Raw genomic sequence first — 17969 nt, 5'->3', positions numbered from 1 at the left:
CCGCCGGGGGCGGGGGCCCCCCCTTTTGGGGGGCCCCCCCCCCCGGCGCTACTCGCGGGGGGGCGGGCGGCGCACCTCGCTGTCGTTGGTAGGACTACAGAGGCGGAAGCCGTACACCATGCGCTTTGACTCACTGATCGACTCGGTAGGCCGGACCCCGATGGTCGGCCTGCCCAGGCTCTCGCCCTCGGAGGACGTGCGGATCTGGGCCAAGCTCGAAGACCGCAACCCGACAGGTTCGATCAAGGACCGTCCGGCGCTGTGGATGATCGAGCAGGCGGAGAAGGACGGGCTCCTCCAGCCGGGCTGCACCATCCTCGAACCCACGAGCGGCAACACCGGCATCTCGCTGGCGATGTCCGCCCGGCTCAAGGGTTACCAGCTGATCTGCGTGATGCCGGAGAACACCTCCGAGGAGCGCCGCCAGCTGCTGCGCATGTGGGGGGCGCAGATCATCTCCTCGCCCGCGGCGGGCGGCTCCAACGAGGCGGTCAGGGTCGCCAAGGGGCTGGCCGCCGAGAACCCCGACTGGGTGATGCTCTACCAGTACGGCAACCCGGCCAACTGGCGCTCGCACTACGAGTCGACCGGGCCGGAGATCCTGGAGGACCTGCCCTCCGTCACCCACTTCGTGGCCGGTCTGGGCACCACGGGCACCCTGATGGGCGTCGGCCGGTTCCTGCGCGAGCACGTCCCCGATGTGAAGATCGTCGCCGCCGAGCCGCGTTACGGCGAGCTGGTGTACGGCCTGCGCAACGTCGACGAGGGCTTCATCCCCGAGCTGTACGACGCCGAGGTCCTGACCACGCGTTTCTCCGTCTCCTCGGCCGACGCGCTGCGGCGCACCCGGGAGTTGCTGGCCGCAGAGGGCATCTTCGCCGGGGTCTCCACCGGGGCCGCGTTGCACGCCGCGCTCGGCATGGCGGCCAAGGCCGTCAAGGCGGGGGAACGGGCCGACATCGTCTTCGTGGTCGCGGACGGCGGCTGGAAGTACCTGTCCACCGGTGCCTACGAGGGGACGCTGGACGAGGCGGAGGAGCGGCTCGAAGGCCAGCTCTGGGCCTGATCCGAGGTCGGTGGGTACCGGCCGAGCGGTGAATGGCGAGGCCGGCCCGCGGTCCGTCGAGGGAATCGGGCCGGCGGGTACGGGGCCGGGCGCCGGATGACAGGCGGACGACGAAGGGCGGGCGTCCCACCGGGACACCCGCCCTTCGTCGTCCGGTCCCCGGCGGGAGCCCGCCGGGGACCGAGAGGGAGCTAGTCGTTGAGCAGCAGCCGCATCGAGAAGGTCGCCTCGCTGCCCGACTGGGTGCCGCTCACGCCCACGCCGCGCAGCACCTGGAGGTTGGCCTTCTCGTCGCCCTGCAGGCCTTCGAGATAGAGCTTCTCGATCTTGTCCAGGTCGACGAAGACGGCGAAGGTCGCCTCGTCGGCGTTGGGGATCGCGAGCTGGAAGGTCTCGCTGTCGCCCAGGGCTCCGTCCTTGTCGAGCTCGGCGGCGTACTCCTGCGAGCTGGCCAGCACGAAGGTGCCGTCACCGGGGACCTTGGCGAGCTGCGGGACGGCCGTCCTGGTGGCGGCGAGGTACTTCTCGATCTTGCCGACCACCTCCTGCGCCTTGGCCGGGTCGGTGACGACCTTCGCGCCGAACTTCGGCTGGTCGCCGTCGAGGCCACCTGCGTCCAGCGCGAGGGTGATGTTCTTGCCGAGCAGCGTCACCAGGTCGTCGGGGAGCGACAGCCCGGACTGCTGCTTGGCCTGGTCGACGAACTGCTGCACGCCGCCGCCACCGGCCGCGTCGGCCGACTTCATGAGCTGCGTCCACTGCTTGCCGATCACCTCGCCGAGACCGGAGATCGAGACCGCGCCGGCGGTGGAGGCCGGAAGCGTGCTGATCCGGGAGGCCTCGGGGGTGCCCATGTCCAGATTCTGGGCGCCGCGGCTGACGCCCGCGAGCTCGATGTACCCGCTGTCGAAGCGGAGGGCGCCGGCCACCCGGACGTTCTTGATCTGGGCGAGGGCGGCGGGGTCCTGGGACGCCACTTCGGGAGCCAGCTGGGCGATCTTGCCGGCGTCCGCCCAGAAGGAGAGGACGCCGGTCTCGCCGAGCGCGCTCAGGTCGTCGGAGAAGTCGGCGTTCTCCGACAGCGGCGCGGCGGCCGCGGCCCGGTCGGCCTCCGCCTGGGTGGGGCTGAGCAGCGCGTAGTCGTCGCGGAACGCGATGCCGTACTTCTCCTTGCCCATCAGCTTGGCGATGCCGGCCTTGGCCTTGTCCTGGTCGGTGACCTGGACGGCCACCACGGCGCCGGGCTCCTTGGCGCCCCTGGCGGGCGGCACCGCGGCCACGCCGACGCGGACGCCGAGCCACGGCTCGATGTCGGTGGCGTAGTTCACCTTGCCGAGGCTGTCGGACTCCTTCTTCAGCAGGTCGAAGATGGCCTGGCGCGGGTCGTCGCCGGTGAAGGAGTCCTTGGTGGCGGTGAACTTCCTGGCGATGCCGAACAGCGCCAGCTTCTGGTTCGCGGCCGGGTCGAGGTCAAGGCGTACGTAGCCGATGGCGTTGGCGGGCAGCACGTCGTGCGGCTGCGTGCCGCCGCCGCTGAGCAGGCTGACCGCGAAGACGCCGCCGCCGCCCACGAGGACCACGACCAGCGCGGCGATCGCCGCGAGCAGCCAGCCCTTACCGCCCTTGCGGGGCGGAGTTCCGGTCGGCTGTCCCGCGCCCAGGAAGTCGGGGCCCTGCTGCCAGTTCCCCGCCTGCTGCGGATAGGGCTGCTGCCCGTAGCCCTGCTGCTGGTAGCCGGGCTGCTGCTGGCCGTAGGGCTGGCCGGCCGGCTGCCCGTAGCCCTGCTGGCCGTAGCTCTGCTGACCATAGTTCTGCTGCCCGGCGGGCTGCCCGTAGCTCTGCTGGCCGTACGCCTGCTGGGGGTTCTGCTGGGGCTGGCCCTGCTGCGGGTAGGGCTGCCCCTGCTGGTAGCCCTGCTGGGGTTGGGGGTATCCGGGCTGGGTGTTCTGGGGGTAGACCTGCGTGTGCGGTTGGTCGCTTCGCTGCGCGCCCTCGTTCCAACGGTAGGCGATCGTCCTGTCGGGTTGCTGATCCGGCGTGGGCGACTGGTCTGGGGGATTGTTGGCAGGCATGATCACTCACAATGTGGACTTCGTGGATATGGAGAAGTTAGTGCACTTTGCTAGCAACCCGCTTGCATTGAACTAACCATGCGATTGGTGCATCTAAGGGGGGTTGGGCCTGCTCCCTTGGGATTCGTCAAGACTTGACGCGCCATTTTCGCAGGTGGTCGTCATGTCCTTCTTCCTGCGGGCTTCGACCTTTCCGTAGCCCTGGGCGGTTCGGGAAAGCGCGGAGAATCCTGCGATCCGGATGCCCTCAGCCTCATTTCGGGCTCGGTTTGGAATCGGATCGGGCTCAGGTCCGGCCCAGGTCCGGTCCAGGTGGTGGAGCGTCCGGGGGCCGGAGAGGCGAAGGTGGCGGGGAGTGGGTAAAGTGAGCCGTCTAGAACAAGGTTCGGGAGCGTGGATGACGAAGTTCGACGAGGCGACAGGGGCCATCCGGGTGGACGAGACCACCTACGACGTGTGTCTCGACCCCGGATACTCGATCGGCGGCCCCCTCAACGGCGGCTACCTGATGGCCGTGCTGCTGCGCGCGGTCGTGGACGCCTCCCCCCATGAGCACCCGGTGACCACCAGCGCCCAGTTCCTGCGCGCCGCCGTCCCCGGCCCCGCGCAGGTGCGCCTGGAGCAGATCAAGACCGGCCGTACCGCCACGATGACCCGGGCCAGCCTGGTCAGGGACGGCGACTCCATCATCGAGTCCCTGGTCACGACCGCGACCCTCGGCGGCGTCGCCCCCGGCTGGACGGACGGACCCTCGGTGGCGATGCCGCCGATGGAGCAGTGCCTCCGGCTGCCCGCCCCCAAGACCGAGTCGAACATGACGCTCAACGCCCAGATGGAGCTGGCGTTCGACCCTCCCACCATCGGCTGGCTCGACGGCAGGCCCAGCGGCCGCCCCGAGGCCCGCGCCTACTTCCGGATGGCCGAGCCGCAGGATCCCGACCCCTACGTGCTGGCGCTGGCGGTGGACGCGCTGCCGCCGGTGGTCTTCTCCGCCGGAGAGCGCGGCTGGGCCCCCACCGTCGACCTCACCTGGCACCTGCGCGCCCTGCCCGCCCCCGGCTGGCTGACCGTCATCGCCGGCGGCAGGCTGATCAGCGACGGCTGGTTCGACGAGGACGTCGAGGTCTGGGACTCCGCCGGCCGCCTGGTCGCCCAGTCCCGCCAGCTGGCCCGCGTCGGGCGGGGCTGACGTCCACGGGGCCGCTCGGATGAGGCCCGGCGATGTGAGGATTCTTACCGTGTTCGATCGACCCAGGTCGCCTAGCCTTGGGAACTGTGTCGCAAGCGAGCGTTGGAATCTTTGACAGTGGTGTGGGCGGCCTCACGGTGGCTCGGGCGATCATCGATCAGTTGCCCGACGAGTCGATCCTCTACGTGGCGGACACGGCGAGGCAGCCGTACGGCCCCAAGAGCATCGCGCAGGTCCGCGCCTACGCGCTGGAGGTGATGGACCACCTCGTCGAGCACGACGTGAAGATGCTGGTGATCGCGTGCAACAGCGCCAGCGCCGCGGTGCTCCGCGACGCCCGCGAGCGCTACGACGTGCCGGTCGTCGAGGTGATCCAGCCGGCCACCCGCCGTGCCGTACGCGCCACCCGCAACGGCAGGGTCGGGGTGATCGGGACCAGGGCCACCATCGAGTCGATGGCGTACCACGACGCGTTCGCCGCGGCCCCCGACGTCCGGCTGACCACGGTGGCGGCGCCGCGCCTGGTGGAGTTCGTCGAGCGCGGGGAGACCATGAGCGAGGAGCTCATCGCCGTCATCCGCGAGTACCTGGAGCCGGTGCTCGCCGACCGGTGCGACACGTTGATCCTGGGATGCACGCACTACCCGCTCCTCGTCGGGCCGATCTCCTACGTGGTGGGAGACGGCGTCACGCTGGTGTCCAGCGCCGACGAGACGGCCAAGGACGTGTACCGCATCCTGCACGACCGGGGTCTGGCCGCCGTAGGGGGCGCGCCCGGACACCGTTTCCGCGCCACCGGTGACGCGGGCCTCTTCGCCGACCTCGGGCGACGGTTCCTCGGACCGGAGATCGAGGCGGTCGAGGTGGCGGTGGTGGGTGATGTTTCGAACAACGGGCATCGCGCGTGACGGTGCTCCGGCGCTCCGTAGGGGGAGCGCCGGAGAGGGCGCGGCGCCGCAACGTGAACCGTAGGAGGCCGCCGTGAAACTGACGATCATCGGATGCTCGGGGAGTTTTCCCGGCCCTGACAGCCCTTCGTCCTGCTACCTGCTGGAGGCGGAGGGGTTTCGCATGCTGCTGGACTTCGGGAACGGCGCGCTCGGCGCGCTCCAGAGGCACATCGGCCTGTACGACGTGGACGCGATCTGCCTGTCGCACCTGCACGCCGACCACTGTCTCGACATATGCCCGTACCACGTGGTGCGCACCTACTCGCCCGAGGGGCCGCTGCCCAGGGTGCCGGTGTACGCGCCCGCGGACGCGCGCCGGCGCCTGAACTCGGCCTACGCGATGCCGGACGAGCCGCTGCTGGAGTCGGCCTTCGACTTCGTGGGGCTGACGCCGGGAACGTTCGAGGCCGGCCCGTTCGAGGTGACGGCCGCGCTGATGAACCACCCGGTGGAGACCTACGGGTTCAGGGTCTCCTACGGCGGGCGCTCGGTGGCCTACTCCGGCGACACCGGCGAGAGCGCCGAGCTGGTCAAGCTCGCCTCGGGAGCCGACGTCTTCCTGTGCGAGGCGTCACACCTCGACCGGCCGGGACTCCCCACCGGCCTGCACCTGAGCGGCCGCCAGGCGGCCGAGCACGCGGCCAGGGCGGACGTGGAGACCCTGGTGCTGACCCACCTGGTGCCCTGGAACGACAGCGACCGCGTCCTGGGGGAGGCCCACGGCGGCGGGTTCGGCGGGCGGATGGAACTGGCACGAAGCGGGGTCCGGTATGACCTAGGGTGAGCTGCATGGCTCGTGCAGATGGACGTTCTCCCGATCAGCTCCGCCCCGTCACCATCACCCGCGACTGGATCACCCACGCCGAGGGTTCGGTGCTCGTCGAGTTCGGCGGCACCAGGGTGCTCTGCGCCGCCTCCGTGCAGGACAGCGTGCCGCGCTGGCGCCGAGGCAGCGGCCAGGGCTGGATCACCGCCGAGTACGCCATGCTGCCGCGCGCCACGAACACCCGCAACGACCGCGAGTCGGTACGCGGCAAGATCGGCGGCCGTACGCACGAGATCTCCCGCCTGATCGGCCGCTCGCTGCGCGCCTGCGTCGACTACAAGGTCCTCGGCGAGAACTCGATCGTCATCGACTGTGACGTGCTCCAGGCGGACGGCGGCACCCGCACCGCCGCCATCACCGGCGCGTACGTGGCGCTGGTCGACGCGATCACCTGGATGCGCAAGCGGAAGATGTGCGCCGGAGACCCGCTGGTCGACTCGGTCGCGGCGGTCTCCGTCGGCGTCGTCGGCTCGACGCCGCTGCTCGACCTCTGCTACACCGAGGACGTCGCCGCCGAGACGGACATGAACGTGGTGATGACCGGCTCCGGCGAGTTCGTCGAGGTCCAGGGCACCGCGGAGGGCAAGCCGTTCAACCGCGCCGCCCTCGACGAGCTGCTCGACCTCGGCGCGGCCGGCTGCGCGGAGCTCACCCGCCTGCAGCGAGAGGCCCTGGCATAAGCGTTTTCCACCCGGGCGGGTAGGGTGTGGCCCGCTTCGGCGTTGTCAGGTCAGGTGCGACACGGCCTGGCCTGTTCGAGCGGGATATGACTGGGTTTGGAGCGAAGGAGCCAGTGTGAGCGAGTCCGAGGTGCACGAGAGCGGCAGCCCCAGAGTGGTCCTCGCCACCCGGAACGCGGGGAAGATCGCCGAGCTGCGCCGGATCCTGGCCGACGCCGAGGTCCCGGTGGAGATCGTCGGGCTTGAGGAGTTCCCCGAGATCGGCGACGTCGCCGAGACCGGCCTGACCTTCGCGGAGAACGCCCTGCTCAAGGCGCACGCGGTGGCCCGGCAGTCCGGCCTGCCGGCGATCGCCGACGACTCCGGCCTCTGCGTCGACGCGCTGAACGGCATGCCGGGCATCTTCTCCGCCCGCTGGTCCGGCAGGCACGGCGACGACCCGGCCAACCTCAACCTGCTGCTCGCCCAGGTCTCCGACGTGCCCGCCGAGCACCGGGGCGCGCACTTCGCCTGCGCCGCCGCGCTGGCGCTCCCCTCCGGAGAGGAGCGGGTGACCGAGGGCGCGCTGCATGGCGTGATCATCGACACCCCGCGCGGTGTCAACGGCTTCGGCTACGACCCGATCCTCGTCCCCGAGGGCGAGAGCCGGACCACCGCCGAGCTGTCCGCCGAGGAGAAGGACGCCATCAGCCACCGGGGCCGCGCCTTCCGCGCCCTGGCCCCCATCCTCGCCGAAGTGCTCGTCTGACGCTCCTTCACCATCAGGCCGCGAGGGCCGGTAGAGAGCCGCCGTGGTCACGGCGAGGCTCTCGTGGTCCTTGATGGAGTTCGTAGGGCGGAGAACCGCGGCGACGATCTGACGATCTCGTGGTTCGCGGCGCGGCCCGCGTGGGGAACGAGCGGCGGGGATGGGTGCCGGCGGCCTCGTGCTCCTCGGCGGAGCCCGTCCGGGGAGCACGTGATGACCAGGGGCGACCGTTCGAGTCGGCCTGTAATCGGGGCGTAAGATCCTCCGTTCGCGGATGGGCGTAACGTCGGAGGTATGCAGAGCAACAGGCGCATGCCCTCGTGGGCCGCGGCGCTGATCGGCCTGGTGTCCGGCGCGGTGGCGGTCGGGGTCTCCCTGCTCGTCGCGGGCCTGGTGAACCCGTCCGCCTTCCCGGTCGTCGCGGTGGGCGACTCGGCGGTCGACCTCACCCCGGCCGCGCTCAAGGAGTGGGCGATCCGCTCCTTCGGCGAGAACGACAAGGTGGTGCTGCTCGGCGGGATCCTCGTGGTCATGGCGGTCATCGCCGCGCTCCTGGGCATCGCCGCCGCCCGCGACGTCCGGTACGGCCTGGCGGGCCTGGCCGCCTTCGGCCTCGTCGGCGTCGTCGCCGTGCTGACCCGCCCGGACTCCGGGCTCGCGGACGTCCTGCCGACCGTGCTGGGCGTCGGCGCGGGCATGTTCGCGCTGAGCAGGATCATTCGCCGCTCCCTCGTGCCCGTCGAAGAGCCCGGTCCGTACGGCGACCGAGGGCACCCGACGCCCAGTGGCGCCGTGGGCGCGGCGGGGGCCGCGCACGGCACCGGACCGTGGGAGATCGCGCCGGATTCATCGCCGGAATCCGAGGAGCGGCCCGAGGCGTCCGTGCCGCCGGTCATGCGGGCCGGGAACGACCTGCGCGCGTTCGACCGCCGGGGCCTGCTGACCGGCGTGCTCGGCGGCGTCGCCGCCGCCGGGGTGGCCGGGATCGCCGGGCGGATGCTGTCCGGGCGGGCCGAGGTGAGCGTGGCCCGTAGCGGCATCACGCTGCCCCGTCCCGCGAAACCCCTCGCCCCGCTGCCCGCCGGGGTCGACCTCAAGCTCAAGGGCCTGGCGCCGTTCGTCACCCCGAACGGCGACTTCTACCGGGTCGACACCGCCCTGGTCGTCCCCCAGGTGGACCCGGGCAGCTGGACCCTCAAGATCCACGGCATGGTGGACCGCCCGGTCGAGCTCACCTTCGCCGACCTGATGAAGCGCACCGTGGTCGAGGCCGACGTCACGCTCTGCTGCGTCTCCAACGAGGTCGGCGGCCCCTACATCGGCAACGCCCGCTGGCTGGGCGTCAGCCTGGCCGACGTGCTGCGCGACGCGGGCGTCCACAGAGGCGCCGACATGCTGCTCAGCACCTCCGCCGACGGCTGGACCGCCGGAACCCCGGTCGACGTCGTCCTCGACGGCCGCGACGCCCTGCTGGCCTTCGGCATGAACGGCGAGGCGCTCCCCGTCGACCACGGCTTCCCGGTCCGCCAGGTCGTCCCCGGCCTTTACGGCTACGTCTCGGCCACCAAGTGGGTCACCGAGATCAGGGTCACCCGCTTCGACGAGGACGAGGCCTACTGGACGCCCAGGGGCTGGTCCGCGAAGGGGCCGATCAAGACCGAGTCCCGCATCGACCTGCCCAGGGACGGCGCGACCCTTTCCGCCGGACGCACCCCCATCGCGGGCGTCGCCTGGGCCCAGCACAAGGGCGTGGACGCGGTCGAGGTCCGCGTCGACCGGGGTCCGTGGCGCCAGGCCCGCCTCGCCGAGGCCCCCACCGCCGACACCTGGCGCCAGTGGGTCCTCGACGACTGGGACGCCACCCCGGGCAGCCACACCATCGAGGTCCGCGCCACCGACGCCACCGGCTACACCCAGACCGCCGACCGGGTCCCGGTGGCCCCGGACGGCGCCACCGGCTGGCACACGATCCGGGTAGAGGTCACCTGACCCAGTCCGTTGCCTACAGCCTTGGAAGGCGCCAGAGAGGGGGCACCCCCGCGTGTGCGGGGCCGATGCCTACGCCGCCGACCAGGACACCGTCAGCCGAGGAGCACTCCCGCGTGTGCGGGCCGTTGGCAAAACAGCGGACACGATCGCCCGTAATGTGGGATTACCCCCGCGCGTGCGGGGCCGACCACTCCGGCTTGTCCGGGCTCGCGTACGGCACTGGATCACCCCCGCGTGTGCGGGACCGACGTGATCGCTGGATCCATGGGCGGGTCGGAATAGGATCACCCCCGCGTGCGCGGGGCTGACGTGCCCAGCGAGGCGGCGTACAGGTTGCAGTCGGGATCACCCCCGCGCGTGCGGGGCCGACGCTAACGCACTGTACGACAAGGGTCGGGAAAAGGGATCACCCCCGCGCGTGCGGGGCCGACCTGATCATTGGCCCTGAGGCGAACAAGGGCGACGGATCATCCCCGCGCGTGCGGGGCCGACGCTTGGATGGTGAGGATCAGCGGCCAGTACGGCGGATCACCCCCGCGCATGCGGGGCCAACCCTTCGTGAGCTGCGGCTTTGTGGGTGTGAGGACTGATTTTTTATCAAGTGCATGCGGCAGGAGTCGCTGATTTTGATCGTAGTTGTCGGGGATGGGCGGGGCCAGGTGATCTGCTGATTCTGGGGGCTGTGTCGATCATTGTGGCCTCTTTTGGGCGTACGAGTTGCTCCGGTCCTGGAAATGTCGGTGCTGGGCAATACGGTCTCTCGCACACGGTCATGGACCGGCTACCCGTGGGAGGGGCGATGCGCTGGGTCTGGGGGAAGGCGGGGAAGGGGGACATCCCGCATCCGTTGATCTGTCACATGATCGATACGGCGCATGTCGCGCTCCGGTTGCTTGAGGTGGGGCTGCCGGGGTCTTTTGGTGGCAGGCTCGGTAGGGGCGTTGAGGAGCCCGCCGTACGGCTGGCGATCGCGTTCGTCGCCGGTGCGCATGACATCGGCAAGTGCTCGTGCTGGCAGATGAAGCGTGATGACCTGCTTCCCATAGAGGCGCCGTCGCGGATTCCGCAGGTGCTCTGGGAATCCCTGGGAGGGAAGGTCCCGCATGGGTTGATGACCGATGTTCATCTGCGTGACTGGCTCGTTCGGCAGTTCGGGCTTGCCCCTGCCACGGCGGATCTGCTTGCTGTCGCGGCCGGTGGCCACCACGGCGAGTTCTTCAACCCGGGGCGTCGTGACCTGTTGAAGAATGCCAGCGGTGATGGGATGGTGCTGGGCGGGGCCAACTGGGCACAGCTCCGTGACCAGTTGCTCGGCGAGCTTGCGGAGCGCCTGGGGATCGATGACACGTCGCTGTCCGGCTGGGAGCCGGATGTCCCCGGTGCGGTGCTTCTCACCGGGCTGACGGCCGTGAGCGACTGGATCGCCTCGGACGAGCACCTGTTTCCGTACGTCGGGGCGGAGGTCGATCTCGACGACTACGTGAAGACCAGCAGGAAGCAGGCCGAGGAGGCGATCGACGCGCTGGGGTGGGCGCGGTGGCGACCCGCTCAGCGGGCGCTTCCGGACCTCCTGCCGAAGAACGCGGAGCCTCGCGCTGCCCAGTGGACGGTCATGGAGATGGCCGGCGAGGGCATGTTCGACGAGCCGGGCATCGTGATCGTCGAGGATGCGATGGGCGGTGGGAAGACCGAGATCGCGCAGTACGCCGTGGCCGAGTGGACCCGGCGGCTCGGGCTGAGCGGTTTCTTCTTCGCTCTCCCCACCCAGGCGACCAGCAACCAGATGCTCGACCGGCTGCAGACCTTCCTCGGCCTGCACTCGGCCTCGGACGCACTCCTTCACCTGGTACACGGTGCGGCCGGGCTCAACGACGAGTTCCTCAAGCTTCTCGCGCAGGACGACCCCCGTGTTCGCGCACAGATCACCCCCTCCGGCATCCACGCTCAGGACGGCCGGAAGGCGACCGGCGACGCCGGGGTGGATGTGTCGGCCTCCCGGTGGTTCACGGCCCGGTGGAGAGGGCTTCTCGCTCCTTGCGGGGTGGGCACCGTGGACCAGATCCTCCGGGCCGGGTTGCGGATCCGGCACAACGCCGTGCTGCACTTTGGCCTGGCGGGCAAGGTGGTCGTGATTGATGAGGTGCATGCCTACGACCTCTACATGTCCACGATTCTCGACCGGGTCCTTGAGTGGCTGGGTCGTCAGGGTGTCCCGGTGGTGCTGCTGTCCGCCACGCTTCCGTCTCGCCGACGGCTGGAGTTGATACGGGCCTGGCAGCGAGGTGCCGGTAGGGGGAACCTTCCGGCCGCTGAGCCCACAGGAGCCGACAAGGCGCCGTACCCGCTGGTGAGCTGGGGTACGGCCACCGCCCTGAGGCCCCGTCAGCCGGATCCGCCGCAGGACAGCCCGGTCAGCCTGGACTTCAGCCACGTGCACGACAGTGACGAGGAGTTGGCCCGGTGGCTGGCCACGGTGACCGCCGACGGCGGGTGTGTGGCGGTGATCCGTAACACGGTGGGCCGGTCCCAGTCGCTTTACCGGGCGTTACGCAAGGCGCGCATCCCGAAGAGAGATCTGATCCTCTTTCACGCGCGCTTCCCCCACGCCCGGCGGCACGAGCTGGAGCGGCAGGTGCTGCGGCTGTTCGGGAAGAAGGGAAGGCGGCCCAAGAGGAAGATCGTCATCGCCACCCAGGTGGTCGAGCAGAGCCTCGACATCGACTTCGATCTCATGGTCACCGACCACGCGCCCATCGACCTCCTTCTCCAGCGGGCCGGTCGCCTGCACCGCCACGAGCGTGCACCGGAGGCCAGACGCGGCTTCGTCGCCCCCACGCTCGTCGTCACCGGCGTGACGGGTGTCGATCCGGTCGACTTCCCGGAGGAGAGCAAGATTGTTTACGGCGCCCGTCTGCTCATCGCGTCCTGGTACGCGTTGAAGAACCTCCGGGAGAAGGGGCGAGCGGAGATTAACCTGCCTGGCGACATCCGTACGTTGACCGAGGAGGTCTACGGCGAGGACAAGCCATCGAACCTCGGTCCGGCGGACATCGATGCCTATGCGGCGGCGGTCGAGGAGGAAACGAACAAGCGCGAGGCCGAGGAACTGCTGGCCGGCAACCGGTGCGTCCCCGGTCCCGAGGGGGACAGGCTGCACCTGATGACCGAACTCGCCGAGAACGAGGAGAAGGACTCGCAGGTGACCCGCCTGGGCCTGCCGTCCGTGAACATCGTCCTGCTGGAGGAGGTGAGCGAAGGCATGGTCCGCCCGGTCACGGGCGGCGATGCCTTCTCGCTGAAGAAGAGCCCCAACCGCAGGATGGAGCAAGCACTCATCCAGTCGTCGCTGTCGGTGTCCATGCCGATCGCGTTCGCCAGGGAACTGCTTGGCCGCGAACCCTGCTCGGCCTGGCGGTGGACACCCTGGCTCCGCGATCACAGAGATCTCGTCCTGAAAGGCGGTCGAGCCCAGATCGGGAACTACGAGGTCACCTATGACGAGATCCTCGGCCTCCAGGCGAGCAAGCTGACGTAAGGAGCTGAGACTCCTTCATGACCCCCGCGCTGCGGGGCGTGTTCGGATTCGGGTGCGTGTGCGATCCACGACTCTGGTCCACACCCCTGGTGGGGTTGGGGCCGATCTATACCGCGGTGGGATCGACAGGTCAAGCGGGCAGAGCGGTTCGGCATTCTCAAAGGTTCTTCGTGCCAGGTATCTCTAACCTGCTCACGTAGATCTTTCTTTGCCTATCCAAGACTCGTTGGAAACAGGAGCATGGAGTCATTCAACCTGGTCGACCAGCGGTGGATTCCCATCCTCGGTCAAGCCGACGACGTCTCCCTGATCGATCTGTTCAGGCAGGCGGACAAGCTGCCGGGGATCGGGGGAGAGTCTCCCACGATGACAGCGGCTCTCTACCGGCTGGCCATCGCTATGCTCCACCGAGCTCTCAAGCCGATTGACGGCGCCGTCTGGAAGCAGATCTGGCAGGCCAGAGAGTTTCCCATCGAGCAGATCCTCGACTACCTGGGGCCGCTGAAGCATCGGTTCGACCTGTTCGGGGACGAGCCGTTCTACCAGTGCCGCGAGCTCGCGACGGCCCAGCCCAAATCGGCGGCGCTGTTGGTGCCCTACAAATCATCCGGAAACAACGTCACACTGTTCGACCACACGACGTCGGACACCCGCGTGACGCTCACCCCCGCCGAAGCCGCTCGCTGGCTGGTCACTGTGCAGGCATTCGACCTGGGCGGGACCAAGACTCCGGGGGCGACGCAGGACAAGTCATCGACCGCTGCCCCCTGCGCTCGCGGAGCGGTCTTTCTGGTGAGAGGGATGACGGTCTTCGAGACCCTCATGCTCAACCTTCCCGCGTACGAGCCAGGGCGGCGGCCGATGAACACCTTGGCCGGCGATGCCCCCGTGTGGGAACGCCCGCAGCTTTCGGCCATGCCCCGCAAGGCGGTCGTGCCAAAAGGCTGGACCGCCCTGCTCACCTGGCAGTCGCGCCGTGTCTGGCTTCGCCGTACCCAGAACGAGGACGGAAGCGTCGCGATCGGCGAGGTCGTCATCTGCCCCGGCGATTCCCTGCACAAGGAGTTCCAGCTCAGCCATGTCGATCAGCACATGGCGTTCTACAGCGACAAGGTGACGCCGCTCCGGATCGACCGGGAACGGGCGCTCTGGCGGAGTGCCAACGCGCTGGTCGCGCGCTCGGGCGCTCTCGAACCCCGGGGCGGAGTTCCGCCGAGGACGTTCGCGTGGCTGAGGGAGACGCAGAAGGCCGCGGGACTGAAGCTGCCGCAGCTCATCCCGGTCACCGCCTACGGCCTGGTCAACAAGCAGTCCAAGCTCATCACCTGGGCCGCGGAGGACATCGTGCTCCCCGCACGTCTGCTCGACCCCGCCGAGACGGAGGCCGCTACCGTCCTGGAGTTCGCCCTCCGTACCGCCGAGGAGGTGGGAAGCCTGCTCTTCGAGCAGGCGCGGCGGCTGCGCGGCGAGTTCAAGACCCGCATCGAGCTCCAGGAGGAGAAGAAAAGAGACTGGCGGCCGGTCCAGCTCGCCAGTTACTGGGCCGCCCTCACTCCCGAGTACGACCGTCTGGCTCACCTGCTGGCCGAGGGAGAGTACGAGGAGGCGAAGCGGTCGTGGAGGCGTGCGGTGGAGGCCGCCGCGACCAGCGCGCTCAACCGGATGCTGGCCACCGGCACCACCAGCACGCGGAATCTCGCCATCCGCGCGAAGGTGGCCAACACCGTCACCTTCCGGCTCCGCAGAGCCCTCGCCACACTCGATGCCGCCCCTGGAGTGACCGCATGACCAGCGACGATTCTCAGTCCGACCGGTGGGCGGAGCGTTTCGCCAGTGCTCTCAAAGCACTCGTGCAGGCGAGAGGAGGTAAGGGGGACCTGGGAGCGCTGGCCGAGCTACGCCGTTACAAGACGGGTCAGCTTCCCTCGGTCGGAGCCGTTTCGCCTCTCCTGGCCGTACTGCCGGACTGGGTCACTGAGAAGCAGATGGCCGATGTTTTCCTTACTGCCGGGCTTTTCGCCGACCACCGCGAACACTCCTCCGCGCACCGCAGCCTCGGGGCCTCTCTCGGCGTGTACAGAGCCCAGAAGCACGGCGACGTCGACTCCTGTCCCACAGATACCCGTCTCAAGGTCCTGCTCGGGTCCCCTCGGACGGGTCTCGACCATCATCTCCGCCAGGCCGTCACGTTGCTCGACGGTATCTCGATCAACTACGCGCAGCTTCTCCGTGACGTCCTCAACTGGGAGAACACCCAGTTTCGCCATGACGGGCTCACCTACGGGGAGAGCGTCCGTCTGCGCTGGCTTCGCGACTACGACCGCATGGCACACACGGCATACGCCCGATCCGTCAGCCTCTCCGGCGACGAGGAGACATCATGATCATTGAACTGCACATCCTCCAGTCCTTCGCCCCGTCAAACCTGAACAGGGACGACAGCGGCGCGCCCAAGTCGGCCGTCTTCGGTGACGTGCGCCGGGCCCGGGTCTCCAGCCAGTGCCTCAAGAGATCGGCCCGCCTCCTCCTGCCGGACTACGGCATCACCACCGGCAAGCGGAGCAAGGACTTCGCGGACAAGGCCGCGGAGCTTCTCGCGGATCGGGGACACGACCTCGCCGAGGCGCGCACCGTGGCCGGTACGGCCCTGGAAGAGCTGGGTCTGCCGACCGACAAGGACAACAACAGCAAATACTCGCTCTTCCTCCGCTCCAATGCGGTGGAACTCCTCGCGGAGGTGTGCGACAGCAACTACGACGCGCTACTCGCCCTCGTCCCGCAGAAGGCGAAGGAGGCAAAGGAGACGAAGGCCGGCGCCGCCAAGGCCAAGAGCAAGAAGAAGACCGAGATCGCCGGACTGTACGACCTGATCGACGCCTCCAAGGCCGTCGACATCGCCCTGTTCGGACGCATGATCGCGAACAACAAGGACTTCAGCGTGAACGCGGCCAGCCAGGTCGCCCACGCCATCTCCACTCACGCGGTCGCGGGCGAGTACGACTACTTCACCGCCGTCGACGATCTGCAGCGAGACGGCGACAGCGGCGCGGACATGATCGGGACCGTCGAGTTCAACGCGGCCTGCTACTACCGCTACGCCAACCTGGACCTGGTGCAGTTCAGCAAGAACCTGCCGGAAGACCCCGACCTCGTCCACCATGCGGCTCGCGCCTGGCTCCAGGCGTTCATTCACGCGATCCCCAGCGGCAAGCAGAACTCCATGGCCGCGCACAACCCGCCCTCGCTGATCCTGGCCGTCGTCCGCCGGCACGGTGTCTGGAACCTGGCGAACGCGTTCGCTGACCCGGTCAAGGGCACCTTCCAGAAGGGCATCATCCAGGCGTCCGCCGACGCGTTCCTGAGCCAGTTCGACCGGATCGCCACCGCGTACGGGGACGAGAACATCGTCGCCACCCGGCTTCTCTCCATCGACGCCAAGGTGGACACCGAGTTGACGCAGGTCCGCACGGTGACCGAGCTGGTCGACGACATCACCCGGGCACTGGCATGAACACCGCGACGCTCCTGCTCGGCCTCGACGCGCCACTCCAGTCCTGGGGAGTGCAGTCTCGTTTCGAGCGCCGTGACACCGGCACCGAGCCCAGCAAGTCAGGCATCGTCGGCCTGCTGGCCGCCGCGCTCGGAGTGCCTCGCGACGGTGACATCAGGCACCTGGCCGCCTTCGGCATGGCCGTCCGCTGCGATCGAGAGGGGCAGGTGGAGCGTGACTATCACACCACCCAGAACGTCCCCACCACCGACGGCAAATCGTCCCGGACCATCGTCTCCGAGCGGCACTACCTCGCAGACGCCTGCTTTCTCGTGGCGTTGGAAGGCTCGGCCGAGCACATCGAGCAGGCGGCGGAAGGTCTCGCCAAGCCGGTGTTCCCGCTCTTCCTCGGCCGGAAGGCATTCGCGGCTCCACCGGATCTGTTCCTCGGGCTGACGGACCTGCCCGCCACGGAGGCGATCAGGAAACACCCGTGGCTCGAACGGCGAGCGCAGGCCGTCAGGAAAGCGCGTCACGACGCCGAATCGGGGAAGCCACAGATGCTCCGGATCAGCTGCGACAGCGAGCCGAGCCCGAGCGCCCACCTGCGGCACGACCATCCGGTCTCCTTCGCCTGGGGCAACCGGCAGTTCGCCCCCCGCTACGTCCGTACGGACTTCGTGCCCCTCACCCTCGACCTGCTGCCCAGTCTCAAGGAACAGGCATGCACCTGAGCCGCCTCGCCCCCAACCTGATCTCTCCCGATGTCCTGCGCGACCTGGCCGACCTCCAGCAGGTCCATCGACGCGTCATGGAGGGCTTCGGTGATGCCGAAGGCCCCGGCCGTCTGGCCCATGGCGTCCTCTGGCGCTGGGACGCGGATCCCGGGCGACCTCCCGTGCTCTACGTGCAGTCGGAGACCCCGCCAGACTGGTCCAGACTGCCCGCCGGTTACCTCGCGGAGCAGGCCAGGACCCGGGACCTCAGCGAGATACGGGACATCCTGCATGCGGGCCGTCGATTCTCGTTCCGGCTGGTCGCCAGCGCGACCCGGAGCATCCCGAGCGAGCGGATTTCCGCAACGGACAGACCGCGCGGCAAGCGCGTTCCCATCGGTGACCCCGAGGGGCAGCTCCAGTGGCTCGACCAGCAGGGTGAGCGGCACGGCTTCCTGATCGAGAAGAGCGGTTCGGGCAGGGCAGACATCCGGGTCAACACCTTGCCTCGGGGGAGCGGGCGCCGGGCCAAGGGGCAGGTGACCGTGACGCCGGTGCGCTTCGAAGGCCGCCTCGCGATCACCGACCCCGATGCCTTCTGGGCGGCCTTCACCACGGGCATCGGCCGGGCGAAAGCCTACGGCTGCGGCCTTCTCACCCTGGCACGGCCATGAGGAGGCTCTTCGATCCGAGGACGTCGGCCGTCAA

General features: G+C 69.1%; 14 protein-coding genes. 13 read left to right on the top strand and 1 reads right to left on the bottom strand.

The genetic code is table 11. The features are described 5' to 3' along the window. Nucleotides 1-118 precede the first annotated feature (118 nt). Complete coding sequence (locus AB0J58_RS03890) at nt 119-1066, top strand: cysteine synthase (RefSeq protein ID WP_364209822.1); 948 nt, start codon at nt 119-121, stop codon at nt 1064-1066. Nucleotides 1067-1257: 191 nt separating this feature from the next. On the opposite strand, the gene AB0J58_RS03885 is transcribed toward AB0J58_RS03890, so the two are convergent. After that, nucleotides 1258-3138: a DUF3352 domain-containing protein gene (locus AB0J58_RS03885; protein ID WP_364209819.1), complete on the bottom strand. Its 1881-nt coding sequence runs from the start codon at nt 3136-3138 to the stop codon at nt 1258-1260. Nucleotides 3139-3535: 397 nt separating this feature from the next. On the opposite strand from AB0J58_RS03885, the gene AB0J58_RS03880 reads away from it, so the two are divergent. The 12 genes from AB0J58_RS03880 (at nt 3536) to cas6e (ending at nt 17935) form a co-directional block, all read left to right on the top strand. Further along, nucleotides 3536-4327, top strand: coding sequence for a thioesterase family protein (locus AB0J58_RS03880; RefSeq protein ID WP_364209816.1), 792 nt, complete (start codon nt 3536-3538; stop codon nt 4325-4327). Between the two features lie 86 nt (nt 4328-4413). Next, nucleotides 4414-5235: a glutamate racemase gene (gene murI, locus AB0J58_RS03875; RefSeq protein ID WP_364209813.1), complete on the top strand. Its 822-nt coding sequence runs from the start codon at nt 4414-4416 to the stop codon at nt 5233-5235. 73 nt (nt 5236-5308) lie between these two features. Next, nucleotides 5309-6061, top strand: a complete 753-nt coding sequence (locus AB0J58_RS03870) for an MBL fold metallo-hydrolase (RefSeq protein ID WP_364209811.1) — start codon at nt 5309-5311, stop codon at nt 6059-6061. Nucleotides 6062-6066: 5 nt separating this feature from the next. Beyond that, the gene (gene rph, locus AB0J58_RS03865; protein ID WP_364209808.1) at nt 6067-6783 is read left to right on the top strand and encodes a ribonuclease PH; all 717 of its coding nucleotides are present in this window, start codon (nt 6067-6069) and stop codon (nt 6781-6783) included. A 115-nt stretch (nt 6784-6898) separates the two neighbouring features. Next, nucleotides 6899-7531 (top strand): XTP/dITP diphosphatase, encoded by a 633-nt coding sequence (locus tag AB0J58_RS03860; RefSeq protein ID WP_364209805.1) that lies wholly within the window; start codon nt 6899-6901, stop codon nt 7529-7531. A 294-nt stretch (nt 7532-7825) separates the two neighbouring features. Next, nucleotides 7826-9520: a molybdopterin-dependent oxidoreductase gene (locus AB0J58_RS03855; protein ID WP_364209802.1), complete on the top strand. Its 1695-nt coding sequence runs from the start codon at nt 7826-7828 to the stop codon at nt 9518-9520. A gap of 799 nt (nt 9521-10319) precedes the next feature. Then, the gene (gene cas3, locus AB0J58_RS03850; RefSeq protein WP_364209799.1) at nt 10320-13055 is read left to right on the top strand and encodes a CRISPR-associated helicase Cas3'; all 2736 of its coding nucleotides are present in this window, start codon (nt 10320-10322) and stop codon (nt 13053-13055) included. 240 nt (nt 13056-13295) lie between these two features. Next, nucleotides 13296-14843, top strand: coding sequence for a type I-E CRISPR-associated protein Cse1/CasA (casA, locus tag AB0J58_RS03845; RefSeq protein ID WP_364209796.1), 1548 nt, complete (start codon nt 13296-13298; stop codon nt 14841-14843). Next, nucleotides 14840-15439, top strand: coding sequence for a type I-E CRISPR-associated protein Cse2/CasB (gene casB / locus AB0J58_RS03840; protein WP_364209793.1), 600 nt, complete (start codon nt 14840-14842; stop codon nt 15437-15439). The genes casA and casB overlap by 4 nt, the downstream gene beginning before the upstream one ends. Then, on the top strand, nt 15436-16566 hold the full coding sequence (gene cas7e, locus AB0J58_RS03835) for a type I-E CRISPR-associated protein Cas7/Cse4/CasC (protein ID WP_364209790.1): 1131 nt from the start codon (nt 15436-15438) through the stop codon (nt 16564-16566). Before casB ends, cas7e begins: the two co-directional genes overlap by 4 nt. Further along, a complete protein-coding gene (gene cas5e, locus AB0J58_RS03830; RefSeq protein ID WP_364209787.1) occupies nt 16563-17279 on the top strand; it encodes a type I-E CRISPR-associated protein Cas5/CasD in 717 nt (238 codons plus the stop codon). The genes cas7e and cas5e overlap by 4 nt, the downstream gene beginning before the upstream one ends. After that, nucleotides 17270-17935: a type I-E CRISPR-associated protein Cas6/Cse3/CasE gene (gene cas6e, locus AB0J58_RS03825; protein WP_364209784.1), complete on the top strand. Its 666-nt coding sequence runs from the start codon at nt 17270-17272 to the stop codon at nt 17933-17935. The genes cas5e and cas6e overlap by 10 nt, the downstream gene beginning before the upstream one ends. Nucleotides 17936-17969 lie beyond the last annotated feature (34 nt).

The sequence above is a fragment of the Streptosporangium sp. NPDC049644 genome, from assembly GCF_040675205.1.
In the GTDB taxonomy this organism is placed as follows: domain Bacteria; phylum Actinomycetota; class Actinomycetes; order Streptosporangiales; family Streptosporangiaceae; genus Streptosporangium; species Streptosporangium fukuiense.
This window is presented reverse-complemented; position numbering and strand designations above follow the sequence as displayed.